Here is a 17,800-nt window from a genome sequence, read left to right on the forward strand (position 1 = left end):
AATCTCGAAAAAACACTAATCCATAAAATTAGAAAGTTTGATTTGTTTCCCGCGAAGACGCTAAGGCGCAAAGAAAATATTATAAGTAAATAAACTGATGTTAACCTATCATTTTGAATTAAAATCCCTTTGCGATTTTTGCGGCTTTGCGGGATTTATAAAACGAGCTTGCGAGTCTTACTTCTTATTTTTGTGGGAATTCAATCAGTCTATCGGCCTATAGCCATCCTACTTGTTTTTTTTTCTTTGCGGCTCTGCGACTTTGCGGGACAGTCCCTAACTCCTCCACAGATATGGAAACAGGATATACGCCGTCACAGCCACGATAACATTGATTGCCATAAGCGTTACAATCTTATCCAAGCTCACTGACCAATCCAACCCATCAATGGCATTCTTTGACACCCGGATGGCCATCAGCAAAATAGGGATGATGACCGGAAAACTCAATATCGCCATCAACGTCGCATTGTTGCTCGCCTTGGACGCTATCCCCGATACCATCGTCAGACAGGCCGAAAAACCAACCGCTCCCAATATGAGGTTCAACAAAAACATCCCCTGATCCTGAACGGGATTGCCCAAAATCACGCTGAAAACCAGATATCCCAACAATGCCAAAACAAGTGTCAAAAGTGTATTGTAGATGATTTTGGAAATGATGATGGCCTCTGGAGAAGCAATCATGTAATAATACAGCTGTCGGCCCTGATGTTCCTGCACAAAGCTTTTGGCCACGGCATTGACTGCCGAAAACAGGATAATGATCCAATACAGTGCATTCCACGTCGGAACTCCGATATTGCCCTGCTTCGCTCCCACGCTGAGATACGTGATAAAAACTGCCGATACGACATACAAAAGAATGCCATTGAGCGCATACTTCTGTCTCCATTCGAGGGTGATTTCTTTTTGGATCAGAACAGCAATTTCTTTGAGCATGGGGCAAAGATAAAAAGTTTGGTGTATTCATCGGTCAAACCGATCCTACCTTTTGGCCATGATAAAATACTATTTTTTCTTTCCGTGCCTTTGGTCTGAGAAGGCCTAAATTCTGTTGGGCGAGATAACCCAAATGGTGAAACAATGTCCTTTCATAAAGTTTGTAGTTTCTTCCTTTTTCTACCTGCACTTTCCCGGCAGGAATTTCATCACAGTTTTCGATGTCTTTCAGAATTTTGACTGCTGCCTTGGCAAGCAATTCGGAGGTCTTGATGTCTACCTGGACAAGGCTGTCTTTCGGATCCAAGGAAGGAAATACTTCAGCCAAAATATTTCCCCTATCCACGCCTTTGGTGGTATAGTGCAGGCATCCGCCAAGGTTGTCGAAATCTTTTTTTATATAGGCCCAAAACAGCGTGTCATTGCCACGATAGTGCGGCGGCATCCCATAATGCACATTGATGGCCGCGATCTTTGAGATACTGAGAATTTCTCCCTTCAAAATTGGCGCATTACAGGTAAACAAAATGTCAGGCTGCAAAGACTTCAAAAATTCAAGTCCTTTTTCTGTATTGATTTCGGCAAAGGGAAAGGTAACCTTTTTGAAATCATGGTTTTCGGCTTTAATATGCTTGGTTTTATTGTGTATCGAGATCTTATGGAACTTATGGAAAAACCTCAATCCATTCCTATCTAAAAATGATTGTGATTGGTTTTTTTTTCCTGATTTCGCTTGATTTTGGGGTTTTCCAACCAAGCCCTGTCTTTGGCCTGAATGTAAAAGCGTCACATGATCGAAGTTTTTGACAATTTCATGTACGAAAATTTTTTCCCTGGGGGAACACTGACTGATGATTACTATATTCATTATTGCGAGATACTATGGGTGACTTCATGTACGAAGTATAATAGTTTGATTTTACTGACCCAACTTATACTCCGTAGCGGACTACAATATTCGACAAAATTTCGGGTATTTTTTGATTTTCTGCCAAAATGACATTTTCAGCTAATTGGAACAAGCATTGATAAAGGCTTTGTATCAATTTGTATTCACTAAAACGAAAATAGCTATGCAGGAAAAAGGTACCATCTCGATACATACCGAGAATATCTTCCCGATCATCAAGAAGTTTTTATATTCTGACAATGAAATCTTCCTCCGTGAACTGGTTTCCAATGCGGTAGATGCCACACAGAAAATCAAAAGATTGGCGACTTTGGGCCAATACAACGGCGAACTTGGCGACATCACTGTCGAAGTGGCTTTTGACAAAGACAAAAAAACCATCACCATCTCTGACCGTGGCCTTGGCATGACCGCCGAGGAAATCAAGAAGTACATCAATCAGATTGCTTTTTCCGGTGCGGCTGAGTTTGTGGAGAAATTCAAAGATGCCAAAGACGCCAATGAAATCATCGGCAAGTTTGGTTTGGGTTTCTACTCCGCCTTTATGGTGGCAGACAAGGTGGAAATCAACACCCTTTCCTATCAGGAAGGAGCAGCACCGGCACGTTGGACCTGTGACGGCAGCACCGAATTTGAAATCAGTGCCGGTGACAGAAAAGACAGAGGAACTGAAATCACCCTTTTCATCAACGCCGATTCTGAAGAATTTTTGGACAAATGGAAGCTTCAGGGCATCCTCGACAAATACTGCAAATTCCTTCCCGTTCCGATCAAATTTGGTACAAAAACCGATTCTGTAGAAGACGGTGAAGAGGCCGATGGCAAAAAGAAATGGAAGTCTGTCGAGAAAGACAACATCATCAACACCACTTCCCCGATCTGGACCAAGTCACCCAACGACCTGAAGGACGAGGATTACCTGAAATTCTATAAAGAACTCTATCCAATGGGTGAGGATCCTCTTTTCTGGATTCACCTGAATGTGGATTATCCATTCAACCTGACAGGGGTGCTGTATTTCCCGAAAGTCAAAAACGACTTCGAAATGCAGAAAAACAAAATCAAACTCTTCAGCCGTCAGGTATTCATCACCGATGAGGTCAAGGACATTGTGCCTGAGTTTTTGATGCTGCTGCATGGCGTGATCGACTCGCCGGATATTCCGCTTAACGTATCAAGAAGCTTCCTTCAAGCGGATAGCAATGTGAAGAAAATCAACAGCTATATCACTAAAAAAGTGGCAGACAAGCTTGGAGAACTTTACAAAAAAGACCGAAAAGTCTACGAAGAAAAGTGGAATGACATCGGCCTTTTTGTCAAGTATGGCATGATCAGCGAAGACAAATTTGCCGAAAAAGGAAAAGATTTCGCTTTGCTCAAAAACACCAAAGGCGAATATTTCACCCTGCCTGAATACAAAGAAAAAGTGAAGGCGATTCAGACAGACAAAAATGACCAAACTGTCTATCTCTACGCCACTGATGTCAACAAGCAGGACGGATTTATCCAATCTGCCAACAAAAAAGATTACGATGTCCTGGTGATGGACTCTCCGATCGACAGCCACTTCATCCAACACCTCGAGATGAAAGAGGAAAAAACCCAACTAAAGCGTGTAGATGCGGATGTAGCTGAGAAGCTGATCGAGAAGGAGGATTCCTATGCCAACCTCCTTACCGAAGACCAATCCAAAAAGGTGAAGGAAATCTTCGAAAAAGCGATCTCCAACGCCACCTACAGCGTGGACGTGGCAGGACTCAGCCCTGAGGAAATGCCTGTGACCGTGACCATGGATGAGTTTATGCGCAGGATGAAGGACATGGCGCAGATGGGCGGCGGGATGAGCTTCTACGGTTCACTTCCTGACAACTACAAAGTAGCCATCAACGGCAACCATCCTGTGATCGACAAACTCCTCAAAACCGAGGATGAAGAAGCACAGACCAAACTTGCCAAGCAGGCCTTTGATTTAGCTTTACTTTCCCAAGGCATGCTTACCGGCAAAGACCTGACAGCCTTTGTGAAGCGAAGTGTGGAATTGATTTAATCTCAGAACCCTTGAGGTTTCCTTCTAAACCTCGAGGGTTCTGAGATTTACAATCCCATCCAATGGTATATTTTATCATTAAACCTTCGAGGTCTCCAAGACCTCAAAGGTTTATCCCACAAACCCTTGAGGTTTTTTTCTAAACCTCGAGGGTTTTATGTTTTCTTACAATTTACAATCCAATCCACTAATAGCATATTTGATCATTAAACCTTCGAGGTCTTGGAGACCTCAAAGGTTTCTGATAAATTCAATTCTTCACGGTTTTCAGAACCTTTAAAGAACAATTAAGCCCTTGAAAATTCCGGTTTTCAAGGGCTTTTATTTTAAACTTAGAACGTTAGTAATTTTTTAAATCTGAATATCAAGGTTTTATAAATTTTTACTAATGTTAATGCAACTAACCCATTGCTTTTATCATTTTTTTTTTTTTTACATTAGATGAAGGATTAGTTTTGTCGACAATTTTTAATTCTTATGTGTAGTTTAAACTTATTTTCAATCTAAAAATTCAATAAAATGAAAAAATTAATGATGATTATTGCAGTCGTTATGTTTTCGGCTTCAATCCACTCTGCGAGTATTGCTGGAGGATGCACTATTTGTACCACAAGTTCAGATGAATGTCACAGAATCATTTTAAAAAGTGGTGATAATAATGAAGTACATATTTATCACGGTGATGCTTCACCCTGCCCGCAACAATAGGTGAACAAATTTAAAGGCTATCCAATGGATAGCCTTTTTATCAATTCATGCACATAAATTGATCAAAATCATGAAACCAAAATTACTTTTGCTTGTAATACTATTAATTATTGGAGGGTGCTCCGGAGAAAAAAGAAACCAATTTAATGAATCACAAAAATCTGAAAAAAGGGAGATCGAACTTTTACCCATTAGCGATGAGATTACGCGAGCATTTGATTTGTTGATTCTAGAAAATAATTTGATAATCTCCGATCCTGATCAAGAATTTCATTTTAAGATTTTTGATTTAGAAAGCCAAAACCTCATTGGTAAATTTGGTAAAATTGGTGATGGGCCATGCGAGGTTCAATTTCCATCATCTATTCAAAGGCTTTCCGGAGAAAAAAATAAGGTTGGAATAAACAACCGAAACAGCTTTTCTTATTTAGAGTTTAGATTTGGAAAAACTAGAGGATCTCTTCAAGATTCATGCTTCCTTTTGAATGGCAAATTTGATTTCAACTACCAAAAATTTGTAAAGATAAGCCAAGATAGAATAGTAGGAACGGGACTTTTCCAAAGCAGGTTTGCTATATCCAGAATAAAAGACAATAAAATCCTAGGATTAAAGGGGAAATATCCTTTTGAGAAGGAATTGGTGGGATTTCAATATGAAACATTGGCAATGGCTTTCCAAGGTGATTTATTGGTTCATCCTTCAAATTCATGGGTTGTTTCTACTTCTAGAAAATCTTTCAATTTTGATATTTTAAAATTTGATGAAAATGGAGAGTTAAACCAAATTACAGAAAAACATTATTGGCCACCTTCATTTGAAGGGGAAACCGGAGATTTTGTTCAGGCAAGAATGAAAGAAGACAATAAGTCAGGATGCCTTAGCACTACTGTTTCAGAAAATTTCATATACATTCTGTTTTCAGGAAAAACTGCAGAAGAAAAAGGAAATGAAAGTAATAAAATCCATGTTTACGATTGGGATGGGATTCTTCAAAAAACAATAGATGTCAATTCACCATTAAACCTTATTTCGGTCTCCGAAAATGACGAGTTTCTAATAGGTTACCTTGATGATGGTAAATCCAATATTTTTAAAATTGATTTAAATTAAAAAACGTCTATGATTTTTAGGTAAAATTTATAGATAGATAATTTTCCCAACCAAAACCATTTTCCTTCCTATTAGGGAAGTTATTATTCAAAATACTCGGGAAAAAATTAATCTGACCTAACAAAAATAAAATTTTCAGAACCTTTAAAGAACAATTAAGCCCTTGGAAATTCCGGTTTTCAAGGGCTTTTATTTTTAACTTAGAACGTTAGTAATTTTTTGATCTGAAAATCAAGCTGATATCTATTTGTTTATAGATAATGATACCTAAATTCATGTTTTTACAAGTTTCTAGTTAAATTGGTTCAAAGATTAGGTTGAACGACTAGCCTCCAATCTTAAAAGGATACCTATAAAATAAAACAAGTAGGTTTTCTTCTAAACTTAAAAAAGAACTTCCTCTTATGAATTCAAAATGCACTTTGATTTTGTTGTTTACCTTATTGGTTTCTTGCCAAAAGAATGGTGAGGAAGCACCAAATAAAACTATCAAAGTCTCTATTTCTACAGAAAAGAAAGAGATATCAGAGGTTTTCTCTGAATTTGAATTCATCCATTTGAAGTATGATGAATTGATTCCTTCGATCTTTAGGGTAAAGGAATATAAAGAGGACCTATTTTTATTGGACGGAAGGAAAGACAGGATTTTCAAACTTGGCAAAAATGGGGCCTTGGATATTTTCCTTCAAGCCTCAGGAGAAGGTCCTGAGGAATACAAATCCATTGGAAACTTTGAGTTCAACCGCAATTCAGGCGAGCTAATGGTTTTTGACAATGTTCAAAGGACCCTCCATAATTTTACAAATGAAGGCCAATTTTCAAACAGTTTTCTAATTAAACCTGGATTCGCAGCGTCTTATGGCAATTTTTTCCATGGACCGAAAAATGAAATCATTTTGGACATTGTTGGCGGAAAAAACCATAGATTTTTGAAAGTATTTGTGGATAAAAATGAATACGAATTGTTCCAACCTTTGGATTCAGCTTATCATGACCATAATTATGGAAACGACAGACAGGTTGCCCAAAATAAAGATGGATTTTCTTCCATTTACTCGGTAGAAAGTACAATCTTCCAAAATACCTATGATTTTATTAAGACAGATTCCATTGATCTTGATTTTGGCGAGTTTGAAATCCTAAAATCAGACTTAAAGAATTTGGGTAATAACCCAAATCTATTTTTCGAACTTATTCAAAATGATGAAAATAAGAAAGCGCATTCTTTTGGGTTGTTGGAAACAGAGAATTTTTACCATGTTTCATTTTATTTGGGGTCACTTATGAGAGGTGATTTTTTGAATACCTTGATCCATAAAGATTCCAAAAATTCAAAAACATTTAAGGGTATTAAAATCAGGGGAGTAGAACTAGAATCCATAATAATTGGGCAAATTTCTGACGACCGATTCATTTTAAGTTTGAATATCGAGTATATCAATAATCTCACGGAGGAACAAAAAGCTTCAATCTCTGAGTATATCCCGACCGATTACTTGGATGACAATCCGATTTTGCTGATTGGAAAAGTGAAAGCGTTTTGAATTTTGATATTTCAACTTTTGAAATTCCATTCTTCTAGGTTTTCGGAAACCTCAAATAAGAATCAAGCCCTTGAAAATTTCGGTTTTCAAGGGCTTTTGTTTTGGAATGAAATTGGAAATAGATGGGTCTTATACTTCCGCTATTTTGCCTAAAGCAAAAAAAAAACCTCCGACAACTCGGAGGCCTTTTTGCATAATTGAACTTAAACTATTATTAATGTAATCGAATAGGTCCATAGACCTCTTGGGTGAATCAAACAACCTTCCTGTTTTTGATCAAGACTTTTATTCTAGGTCCTTTATTCTTTTACAATTCTTCTCATGCTCTTTCCTCTCCTGTCGGTCACTTCCAAGAGGTATACTCCGGTAGGCAATGTACTCAGGTCCACGACTGTCTCCTGAGTCGGGTCACATTCTTCTTTGCTGATAAGTGGCACGCCCAAACTATTGACCAATCGCAGTGAATAGGTGTTGCTGATTTCTCCTTTTACATTGACTCGGATGATTCCTGAGGTTGGGTTTGGATAGGCAGTGATGCTGAAGAGGATATCCAAATCTTCAAGCCCGCTGATCAGATCGACTTTGACAGTCATGTCGATTTTCTTCACCGCACCAAATTTATCGGTAAGTGTAAAGGTCATGACGGCTTCACCGTTTTCGGCGGTTTTGATGATGAACTTGCTAGCTGAGGCAAATACGGTCAATACCGAATCATTGCTGCTGCTTACCGTATAAGTAAACTCATCTCCGTCAGGATCTGCAAAATAGGCTGACAAATCATATTCTGTCAAAATGCCCGGCTTGAGGATGGCAAATGCATCATTTTCACCGATATAAACAGGCGCCTGATTGGTATGGAGCACTTCTACAGGGATAGTCAATTCCCGCTTTGCACCATGTTCATCTGTTGCTGTCAATTTGTATAGGTAATTGCCCTCATCTCCAAACTTAGGCCTGAAGGCAAGTTCCAATAAATCGGACTTAAATTTGAATGATGAAAAATCATTGCCGATAACCCCATTGACGGAAATACTGTTTTTTTCAACATCAATCACCCGCATCTGTATAGAAGTAGAATCATTTTCTCCAATGACAATAGACAAAGGCGCACTCATAAAATATGGCGCTTCGTTCATATGCAATGTAATCGGTACACGTACCACAGGTTTGGCAGGGTCATTGGATGCAAAGACGATATGTGCCATCTGATCACCTTCTTTGGCAAAAGTACCGTCTACACTTACTTCCACTTTACCGGATTCGCCTTTAGCCAAAACCCCTTCCTGACCGGATTTTATTTCAAGCCAAGAAAAATTTGCGGCTTCCATTTCTCCGGCAAACATCAGCCAACCTATATTGGACATGCTTCCTTCCTGTACTTCATACCACTCACCCTCATTCAGGTAAGCATACCTGCCAGGTACATTTTCTGAATCAGTAATGGTACCTTGAGGAAACTGATTGCCAAAAGGATGGGTCACGATGACATAGAAATCCTCATTAGGATAGATTCCTGCCGCTTCATCCAAGGCAATCCTATACCAATCCCCAACTTCATCAGAACCGTTTCCGGTAATGGTCAAGCTTCCTTTTGTTAGAAGTTTGGCATTGGCGATAGAACTTCCTCCTGCACGGATTTCTACCTCAATCTCTGCTGATGCTAAGGTTTCCATTCTGAGGAAGGTCTCCACATGAGATAGGTTGAAGCCTTCAGGTCCTGCATTGAATTTGGTACTGAGGGTAAACGGCGCCGCTCCTCCGGTTCCGATAAAGGTATCCGGGGTTAGTTTGTCGGTATGCGAAATGGTCCTGTTATAGTCCGCATCATTTCTAGCCAAAGAGGTGTTTTCGGCTGAAGGGGAAGAAGCCAAAGTAATGGCAGGAGTAGAAGACTTATCCGCCAATTTTTCATAGCTCGCGCCTGCTGCCTCAGCTTCTCTTTGGTAATCAATGCTTACCTGGTAGTTGAGATTTGACTTACCTTCTGTATTGTCAAAAGGGATTTCCCTAAGCTCCGTTTGGATGGTGTTCATGGAGACAAATATGGAATCAGATACCACTTTGATTTTAGCAGGTTCGTAGGCAGTACCTGTAAGTACAAACCTCTTTTCACCCAAGCTTGTGCTCAAAATCACTTCATCAGCATAATCCCCTTCCATTGATGGTTCAAAGACAGCCCTTGCCATCAACTTGTCACCCGGCTTGATGGTATATGTAGGCCAAAACCAGATTTCATTGATCCTTGTCCATTCCGGACCCCAGAATCCATTGACCAACATCATCAGGTTGAGTGGTCCTGTCCCGTCTGCCATAGAAGCATAACTGATGTCAAATGGCGCTGCCCCATCATTTTCAATCACCACGTCTATGGTATTGGAAATTGGATAGATCGATTCAAAGCCGACCAACTTGCTTCCAAAATTCACAGTATCAGCCATCAAAATATTGGCTTCTCCTGTTACTGTCAATTCCACTGGTTTTTCCAATAATTCTGAGTTTGGCGCATTGGAGTGGATCTTGAGTGCTTGTGAATAAACCCCACCATAAATATTGGTGGCATCCAGGGAAATGTTTCCTGAGAGGGTTGATCCCGGGGCAATGGTGTAGCGTCTGGAAGGTACGATGACATAAGCCAATCCCGAACCGTGGTCCAAAGACTGGTATTGGGAAATCGCTATCCCATCTGAGCTGTTTCTTTGCAGGCCAATGGTAGAAGCCTGGGACGTAAAGTCCGCTCCGCCGTCTTCTCTTTTGTACTGAAACTTCATGGTTCCGTCTTTGTAGAAGATGATCTGGGCAGAAACCGGATCACCCATCCCACCGAAGTTGTTCACAAAAGTGCTCCAGGTAATGATGATTTTGTCATCATAGAATTGATAGAAAATCCCGATATCCTCTTTGGGGTGTGAAAAATCGGTAAAGCTACTGAATGTCCAATAAGGCATAATTCTCGGATCGGAGTGGTTATTAGATGGTATGTAATCCGTGAAGAAATCCGCTGCCGGATCTTCTCCAAAAGAGATTATTCCATTGTCACCTACCTTGAAAGACTCATACTTTTGACCATAAAACTCCACGGGGAAGGGGAGCTCAAGTTCCCTCCAAAATGTATTTTCGAAATTTTCATAATCCACAAAATTCATCTGGGTGCCTGTCTTCCGTATTTCTACCCACTGATAAAATTCCCCATTGTTATATTTTTCATAGGTATAGGTAAAATCAGGTAGGCCGTTGCTTGGTGCGGTAGGTGAATTAAAACTCAACCAATTTCCTCCACCCACAGGCGCAACCTGCAATGGAGCCTTTCCGGTGTTTTCTATAGTAATCGGGAGTTCTGCTTTTTCACCAAAAGCCAAAGTATGAGAGACGGGACTGAGGTCCACATTTATAGCAGGCGCGTCCACCACCGTTGCGGTCACATAGACAGTATCCTGCGATCCATCAGCATAGCTGATGAGCAGCCAATCTTCCAAATCCGCCAAAGCTGAGGTAGGAACCTCAATACTATACTTCTTAAACAATCCCGACTTAATCTCTGTAGGTTGATCCCCTGTCAATTCAAATTCGGAATCTGCGAATTGCATGCCTGTAATATCCAAACTTGCAGTTCCCGGATTTTTGATGGTGAAAGGAAAACTGCGGATAGCCCCTTGGAAAATATTTCCAAATTTTACGGTGTCAGCAGAAACTTCAGCCTTAGCCACGCCTCCGGCAATGATTTCCAATTGGACTAGCGCATTCTTTTGTCTTTGATCGGGATCATTGTTGATGATGCTGACATACCTGTTGACGATGCCCTCGGATAAGGGGCTCGTGTTCATTTTGATCTCCACTTCCCGCGATGTGCCCGGCATGAGAAGGCCTGATCCATTGACAATATCGGTGATAATGGTAGGACCAGGATAATCCAATCCCATAGCAAGGCCACTGTATAAACTAATAGGTTTATCATAAGAATTGATCAAAACCCCGTCACTTTGTCCCATGTCTTCAATGAGAATGGTCAAGAACTGCTTGTTATAATCAGGAGTACTGAGGTCTTCATAATAAAAGCGAATATCTCCGTTGGCAAACAATACCATTTGGGCAATGATGTTTTCACCTTCTGTCCATCCATCCCAAACGTTGTAGTATTGGACTATGACCCTATCAGACTCTACTTTGTAGAAAATCTCCCCTTTTGTCAAATAGTTAAATTGGCTTCCAAGGATAGAAATAAATCCTTTTGGACTCCAAGGGTTGTTGGGAACAGGGACATTTACTGCCCGCACACTGTTATCAAATACCGTAAAACCTTTTTTGGAGACATATAGGATCTGCATGTTTTCCCCATAGTAAGGAAACTGAAAACCCATGTCCACAGGTACATAGCTTGCATCATCAAAGAAAGTCTTGGTGATATTGATTCCTGTTTCGGAAATGTCCTGGAAATCATAATTGATTGGATTGGCTTCGGTAGGATTGTTGGACCTCAGGGTGTATCCATAATTGTGGTAAACTGATGGCCAGTTCTCGCTGATTCCGTTTGTGTCATAACCCGGAATGAAATATTTCAATGGGAATACCCCTTTGTTTTCGATGGTGACTTTGGCAGTTACTTCTTCTCCAATAGTCAGATTTTCCACTTTTTGAGTTTCGGGTGATACAGCTATTTTGGCTGTCTCTGCACCGACTCCAAACAAAGCTATCTCATAAGTCTTAGAACCATTGGTGACAGTCAGAATACCGTTGGTGTTTCCAGGTGCTGTTGGCTTAAAGGTAACTTTTACGATTCCTTCTTCACGGGCCTTGATCTGCCATGGCAGGTTCCAATCCAATTCAAATGCGGAAGAATTGGTGGTGATTACCGGGTCATTGAAATTGCCATAGCCGATATTTTCCAAAACCACTTCAAAGCTTTTTGAATCGCCCATAAACACACTTCCGTAATCAACGATATTGACATGCTTCAATTTTGGCTGATGTCCGCTGACTGATAGGTTAATTGGAATCCTCAATTCTCTGTTGGCTGCATCGTTGGATGTAATGATCAGATTGGCTGCATAATCGCCGTTGATAAGTGTCGAAGCATCTGCTGTCAATGTCACGGCACTGTTTTCAAAACCGTTGACATCTCCTGATCCGGGCTCAAGGTGAAGGTAGGTCCCCAAATGCTCATTGTAGCTGCTAGCAGTCAATGACCAAGCAAACTCAGTCGCATCGAGCAAGTCGTTTAATGGTGCCCAAGAGGCTCCCATATCAAATGACATGAAGCAGTTTTCAGAGAAATTAGGCTGCGCTTCAAATCCGATTCCCAAGGGGAATTTATTTCCTGAAGGCACATGGAATACAATCCAAAATGTACTTCCCGATTCAAAATAAATCTGTTCGTTGAGCTTGATGTAGGCAAAAGCCTCATTGTTGTCATAATTGCTATGCTCCTGGGAATAGATCAGGTTTTCCTTTTCAGGACTGTCTCCTTGATATATTTCCATGATCACAGGTCCTTTTACAGGATCATGCTTGAGGTACATCCGCACATCGGTAAGGTTAAAACCTTGCGGTTCATCGACTGTAAACTTTGCGGCAGCGGAGTTGGGTAAATTAATATCCGTATCGCCAATGATATTGGTTGGCCAATAAGCATAGTCTTTATCGACCGGCGTAAAAGCCATCGTGGTAATTTCATTGCTTCTCAGCTGAAGTTGGTTGCCTGGTACAACCTGCCTTCCGATATTTCCTTCCCTTGCGGATTTGGTTCTGCCACTTATAGGATAATTGAGTCTGCCACTGTTGTAGGAAAGGGCGGTATTCCGATGACGCATGAGGTGATTCCATCTCAAAATACCTGCTGCTCCATTAGAAATCGTAAGGTTATGACTTGCTGAAGTGCTGTTGGAAGCATCAATGGAAAGGTTTATTTCCTGGCTTTCTGCATCAAGGCTGATTTTCGGACCTTCATTGGTAGTCGCATTGATCACTTGGGACAATTCAGAGGTATTTCCCCACCTGTCAGTCGAAGTGATTGCAAAGTAGTATTTGGTAAGACCCAAAAGTCCTGCTACCTCAAAAGTAACGGTACTGTCCGCAGCATATTTGTTGGGTATTGTGATTTTGGATGCTGAAGTCAGGTTCGCTGCCGTGATGCTGTCAGTATGATAAAACAATTGGAATGAAGTTGGAACATCATCATCAGTATCCACAGGAACAGTCCAGGAAAGGTTGGCGAATTCCTGAGAAATACCATCTACGCTCAGGTTGCCTATTTTCATCGGTGCTATTCCGAGGTCATTTCTAATCGCAAGTTCAGCGTTTACTGCGCCTGAACCCAACTTCCCAATGTAATCAGGATTTTGCTCATCTATATTTACTACCCCGGTCAGTAATTTCAACCGGAGTTCAGTATTTGTAAGTTGTTTTGTTCTGTTGGCAAGTGCCAAAGCAGCAATCCCAGAGACATGTGGACATGCCATGGAAGTCCCATCCAGATAGGCATATTTATCACCTGGGATCGTACTGAGGACACCGTATTTTACACCATATTCTGAGTCTCCTCCCGGTGCTGCTATGTCCGTCCAGGTTCCAAAGTTTGAGTAGGATGTTTTCTTCCATTCCGGCCCCAATGCTGTGACTGCAATCGTACTTGAAAAATATCCAGGATACCATTCCCCATCCCAGTTGTAATTGCCTGCTGCAAAAATCACAATTCCACCTTTCATAGGGCTGCCAGGAAAATCCCCCGCTTCAGCTACAAAGTAATTAATGGCATCCAATACCGATTGGTCAAATCCTCCCGGGTTGGTATATCCCCAGCTGTTTTGGGAAATGACTGCACCGTTCTCGGCAGCGTAAACATAAGACCGCTCAATGGAACCTGATCCTCCAAGAATCTGAAGTGACATGATTTTGACACCGTTGCCTGTTCCATTTCCCCCTGCTACGCCGGCAACACCAATCCCATTATTATTGACAGCGGCAATCGTACCTGCTACGTGAGTACCATGGTATTGTGGATCTATAGCTGCCTTGTTTTTGGCAAAATTGTAACCATTGAGGTCATCTATATAGCCATTGTTATCATCATCGACTCCGGGCTGTCCGTTGAGCTCTGCCTGATTTACCCAGATATTTTGCTTTAAATCTGCGTGGTTGACATCCACTCCTTCATCGTGGACAGCTACGATGATGTCATTTGAGCCGGTGGTTTTTTCCCAAGCTTCAAAAAGGTTGATATCGGCATCGTCTGTACCTGTTTGTAGTGCATTATTGTAGTGCCATTGGTCCACCAAAAGAGGATCGTTAAAAGGCATAGCGGAAAAAGTACTCGCTCCAAGTGTATGTTGCTTTACAGCATAAGGTGCCAAGACCTTCTCATGCTCAACTTCTGCGACAGCAACTTCCCCAAGCTGCTTGAATTGTCCTGCGGCTGACTTGGGGTCTACACTTTCATCTATTTCAATGATATACCAAAGATGCAGACCATGTTTTCTAAGCTTCTGCTCATTTTTGGCATCGTATGGAAACATCCGGTACATGGTATGCGCCTGTACTGAATTGGCCGCAGCATCAAAGGTAGCCATCCCGGTTGTCAGTCTGTTGTTCCTTGCGTTTACTTTGCTCTGGGGAAGCGGTGCGGTAGTGGTGGGAGTAAATTTCACCTTCACCATACCTTTTTTGATTCCTTTGTCAAATTGTGACTGCGCGATCGCCGTGATCGAGCAAAAAACAATAATCAGAGTAATCAAAACCAGGCTCCTGCCCATTAGTAGAGATTTATTCATAGTGCTGTGTTTTGAATTAGTATTTATTGAAATCTGGGTTTTAAAACATTCTGAGAGGACGGAACCCCAACAGCATTCGCTACATTTCCCAATCCAATCATGGTTTATTTTTTAGATTTAATTGTGGCCTTTTCAGGTTGGGGAATAGCAGGATTTTTATCCTTGATCGCATGGAGAAGCTTCACAAAGGCATCAATCTCAAGCTTTCTTTTTTTGATCAGTTGGTCAATCAATTCTTCATTTGGGCTCTTTTCTTCCATAAGGACCTTCCTTTATTTTTGGTGGTTAAAGAAAGTTTGGATTAGGACAGCAAAAAATTATTGGACCTTTGAATAACTACTACCAGAAAAAAACAAACCTTAGAATTAATACCGAAAACAGTTAAAATAACCTTAACATCACCTTAGCAAAAAAATATAAATATTTGTATTTCAGTGTATTGAAAAAAATAGAAACAAATCTTCCATAGGAAAAATAATCGCTTTTAACCTGCTATAAATTGGCCAAATGGGATACCAAATTGGAATTGGTATTGGTAAGATTCAGTTTTTTGCGCAGCCTGGCCCTAGCCACTTCCACACTTTTGATGCTTTGCTGACTTACTGCAGCAATTTCTTTAGAGCTCATATTCAGCCTCAGGAAAGCGCAGAGCTTCTCGTCTGCAGGAGAAAGATCAGGATAAAGTTTGCGCAGCGTGGTATAAAACTCACTGTGCACCTGATTGAACCGGAGTTCAAATTCCTTCCATGAATCATTGTCTGCTTCTCGCTGAAGATCCAAAATTATCTCCTGAAACACTTTTTGGTTTTCGGGAAGAACACGACGCTGTAGCTTCAATAAACGCTCAGCGACGTTGTTGATCAGTTCATTTTTGCGGATCAGGTACATGACATTGGTCGTGAGTTCCTTATTCTTGATCTCAACATCCAATGCCAGATTTTTTTGTTTCATTTCTGTCTGTCGGGCTTTGGACCGGATGATAAAGGTGATCAATACCGCTAAAATCAGCCCAACCGATAGTGCCGTAATGGTAAGAAGATATTTGAAGCGGGTTTGACTGGCTTCTTCTGACCGAATTTTTTCTTCTTTTTCAAAATCATATTGCAGTTGGAGACGGGTGATCTCCCGACTTGCCTGCTGGTTGATAATGCTGTCGTTAAATTCTTTTGATTTACGGAATGCAACCAAGGCGGCCTGAAAATCACCATTTGCTTCTGCAATTTCTGAAAGGCGGCCAAATGCTGAACTTTGAATGTCCAGAGAACCTATTTTTTCACCGATCTCGAGCGCCCTTTGGGCGTATTGTTTTCCTTTAGCAAATTCCTTTTGCTGAAAGTGAAAATTACTCAGGATTACGAGAGATCTTGCTACTTCTCCCAAATCACCTATCTCTTCTCTGAAAGCCAGTCCTTTTGTCAAATATTCCAATGCTTTCTCAGGCTGGTTCAATTCATTGAAATAGAGTTTTCCGATGTTATTGTAGGCAATACCCTGGGCTTTGAGTTTGGGTACCTGCAGGGCGAGGTCAAGCGCTTTTTCATAGTAAGTCAAAGCTGAATTAGGGTCTCCCTTGGTTTGGTAAATGTTCCCTATATTGTTGTAGATCGAGGGAAGGACCAATTTTTTGTTTTCACCATTATTGGAAGCATTCAGGTACTCCTGTGCTTTAAAAAAACTTGCAAGCGCTTTGTCAAATTCACCCATTCGGTCATAGGCAGCGCCGAGGTTATTGTTGAGCGAAATAATGCCTGAGGTATCCTGAATTTCCTCGTAGGCTTTTAGAACATTAAAATAGTGGGTAGCCGCTATTTTATAATTTCCTTGGCTTATGGCTACATTTCCAATGGTTGTTTCTGCCAACAACTCTTTTTTCTTGAGTTTTTTTTCAATGGCAAATTCTTTTGCTTCACGTGCAAATTCCAACGCCTTCAAGTAATCGGTACCATTATAGAGATTAGAAAGCTGCATCAAGGTGTTGAATTTTGCAGTATCTGAACCGGCATGTTTCAGTGCCAACTGCAGGCTATCAAGTTTGATGATATTTTGTGAAAAAGACTTGCCCCCGTGGAAGAAGATAACCAGTAAAAATAAAAATGAATATGATAGCTTCTTCATAATAACCCATTCAGGTTGGTACAGGTGCATTCAAGATTGCAACTTAATGCAAATCCAAGAAAGTAGCAACGGATGGTCGTGAATGTCCCTTTGCAGGACCAAGATGCAGGTACGGAGTTTGTGAATATTTGTTTGTAAAAAATCAATGCAATTCATTGCAATCAGAATACCCCTTTTCGATAAGGCCTTGGTCATGTAGCCATTTTCGTTTTTTCCCTTATTTTTGTATCCATGCTCTCCAAAAAAACCAAATATGCTTTTCACGCCCTGACTTACCTTGGCAAGCACCGTGACCAAAAAACCGTACTGATCCAGGATATTTCTGAAGAGTATGGCATCTCACATAAATTTTTGGAAAACATCCTCCTGGAACTTAGGAAAGCAGGCATACTCGGGAGCAAAAAAGGTAAGGGCGGTGGCTATTATCTGATCAAAGATCCCAAAGACATTGCCCTTTCAAAAGTCATTCGCCTACTGGACGGCCCTATTGCCCTGCTGCCCTGTGTTAGTCTCAATTATTACGAACCATGTGTGGAATGCAAAAGCGAAGCACTTTGCGGGCTCAATAAAGTCATGATCCAGGTTCGCGACGAGATGCTCAATGTGTTGGAAAACAAGTCATTGGCTGACATTTTGGACAAAGAATAAAATTTTTTACCCTAA

9 protein-coding genes are annotated in these 17,800 nt (G+C 40.9%); 4 read left to right on the forward strand and 5 right to left on the reverse strand.

The genetic code is table 11. The features are described from left to right. Positions 1-276: 276 nt before the first annotated feature. Positions 277-942 carry a heme exporter protein CcmB gene (locus NU887_RS08240; protein ID WP_113924047.1) on the reverse strand — a complete coding sequence of 222 codons (666 nt, stop codon included), beginning with the start codon at positions 940-942 and terminating at the stop codon, positions 277-279. A gap of 34 nt (positions 943-976) precedes the next feature. Next, the gene (locus NU887_RS08245; RefSeq protein WP_258422882.1) at positions 977-1,810 is read right to left on the reverse strand and encodes a formyltransferase family protein; all 834 of its coding nucleotides are present in this window, start codon (positions 1,808-1,810) and stop codon (positions 977-979) included. A 205-nt stretch (positions 1,811-2,015) separates the two neighbouring features. Between NU887_RS08245 and htpG the strand changes: the two genes are divergently transcribed. From htpG to NU887_RS08260, 3 genes are all read left to right on the forward strand, one after another. Beyond that, positions 2,016-3,899: a molecular chaperone HtpG gene (gene htpG / locus NU887_RS08250; protein ID WP_258422883.1), complete on the forward strand. Its 1,884-nt coding sequence runs from the start codon at positions 2,016-2,018 to the stop codon at positions 3,897-3,899. Between the two features lie 778 nt (positions 3,900-4,677). Beyond that, positions 4,678-5,718 (forward strand): TolB-like 6-bladed beta-propeller domain-containing protein, encoded by a 1,041-nt coding sequence (locus NU887_RS08255; protein WP_258422884.1) that lies wholly within the window; start codon positions 4,678-4,680, stop codon positions 5,716-5,718. Between the two features lie 404 nt (positions 5,719-6,122). After that, positions 6,123-7,262, forward strand: coding sequence for a 6-bladed beta-propeller (locus NU887_RS08260; RefSeq protein ID WP_258422885.1), 1,140 nt, complete (start codon positions 6,123-6,125; stop codon positions 7,260-7,262). 299 nt (positions 7,263-7,561) lie between these two features. Here NU887_RS08260 and NU887_RS08265 read toward each other — a convergent pair whose 3' ends face one another. The 3 genes from NU887_RS08265 to NU887_RS08275 all read right to left on the reverse strand — a co-directional run bounded on the left by NU887_RS08265 (position 7,562) and on the right by NU887_RS08275 (position 17,137). Then, complete coding sequence (locus NU887_RS08265; RefSeq protein WP_258422886.1) at positions 7,562-15,022, reverse strand: S8 family serine peptidase; 7,461 nt, start codon at positions 15,020-15,022, stop codon at positions 7,562-7,564. Positions 15,023-15,126: 104 nt separating this feature from the next. After that, positions 15,127-15,282 carry a hypothetical protein gene (locus NU887_RS08270; RefSeq protein ID WP_258422887.1) on the reverse strand — a complete coding sequence of 52 codons (156 nt, stop codon included), beginning with the start codon at positions 15,280-15,282 and terminating at the stop codon, positions 15,127-15,129. 232 nt (positions 15,283-15,514) lie between these two features. Further along, on the reverse strand, positions 15,515-17,137 hold the full coding sequence (locus NU887_RS08275) for a tetratricopeptide repeat protein (RefSeq protein WP_258422888.1): 1,623 nt from the start codon (positions 17,135-17,137) through the stop codon (positions 15,515-15,517). 231 nt (positions 17,138-17,368) lie between these two features. On the opposite strand from NU887_RS08275, the gene NU887_RS08280 reads away from it, so the two are divergent. Continuing rightward, entirely contained in the window at positions 17,369-17,785 is a 417-nt protein-coding gene (locus tag NU887_RS08280) for an RrF2 family transcriptional regulator (protein WP_258422889.1), read from the forward strand. Positions 17,786-17,800: the final 15 nt, after the last annotated feature.

It is taken from the genome of Aquiflexum gelatinilyticum (assembly GCF_024741135.1).
Lineage (GTDB): Bacteria > Bacteroidota > Bacteroidia > Cytophagales > Cyclobacteriaceae > Cognataquiflexum > Cognataquiflexum gelatinilyticum.

What these genes read in the sequence shown, in the direction of transcription:
- NU887_RS08265 (WP_258422886.1), bottom strand. Translation starts at nt 15,022, where the DNA reads ATGAATAAATCTCTACTAATGGGCAGGAGCCTGGTTTTGATTACTCTG.
- NU887_RS08280 (WP_258422889.1), top strand. Translation starts at nt 17,369, where the DNA reads ATGCTCTCCAAAAAAACCAAATATGCTTTTCACGCCCTGACTTACCTT.
- NU887_RS08275 (WP_258422888.1), bottom strand. Translation starts at nt 17,137, where the DNA reads ATGAAGAAGCTATCATATTCATTTTTATTTTTACTGGTTATCTTCTTC.
- NU887_RS08260 (WP_258422885.1), top strand. Translation starts at nt 6,123, where the DNA reads ATGAATTCAAAATGCACTTTGATTTTGTTGTTTACCTTATTGGTTTCT.
- NU887_RS08270 (WP_258422887.1), bottom strand. Translation starts at nt 15,282, where the DNA reads ATGGAAGAAAAGAGCCCAAATGAAGAATTGATTGACCAACTGATCAAA.
- NU887_RS08255 (WP_258422884.1), top strand. Translation starts at nt 4,678, where the DNA reads ATGAAACCAAAATTACTTTTGCTTGTAATACTATTAATTATTGGAGGG.
- NU887_RS08240 (WP_113924047.1), bottom strand. Translation starts at nt 942, where the DNA reads ATGCTCAAAGAAATTGCTGTTCTGATCCAAAAAGAAATCACCCTCGAA.
- NU887_RS08245 (WP_258422882.1), bottom strand. Translation starts at nt 1,810, where the DNA reads ATGAATATAGTAATCATCAGTCAGTGTTCCCCCAGGGAAAAAATTTTC.
- htpG (WP_258422883.1), top strand. Translation starts at nt 2,016, where the DNA reads ATGCAGGAAAAAGGTACCATCTCGATACATACCGAGAATATCTTCCCG.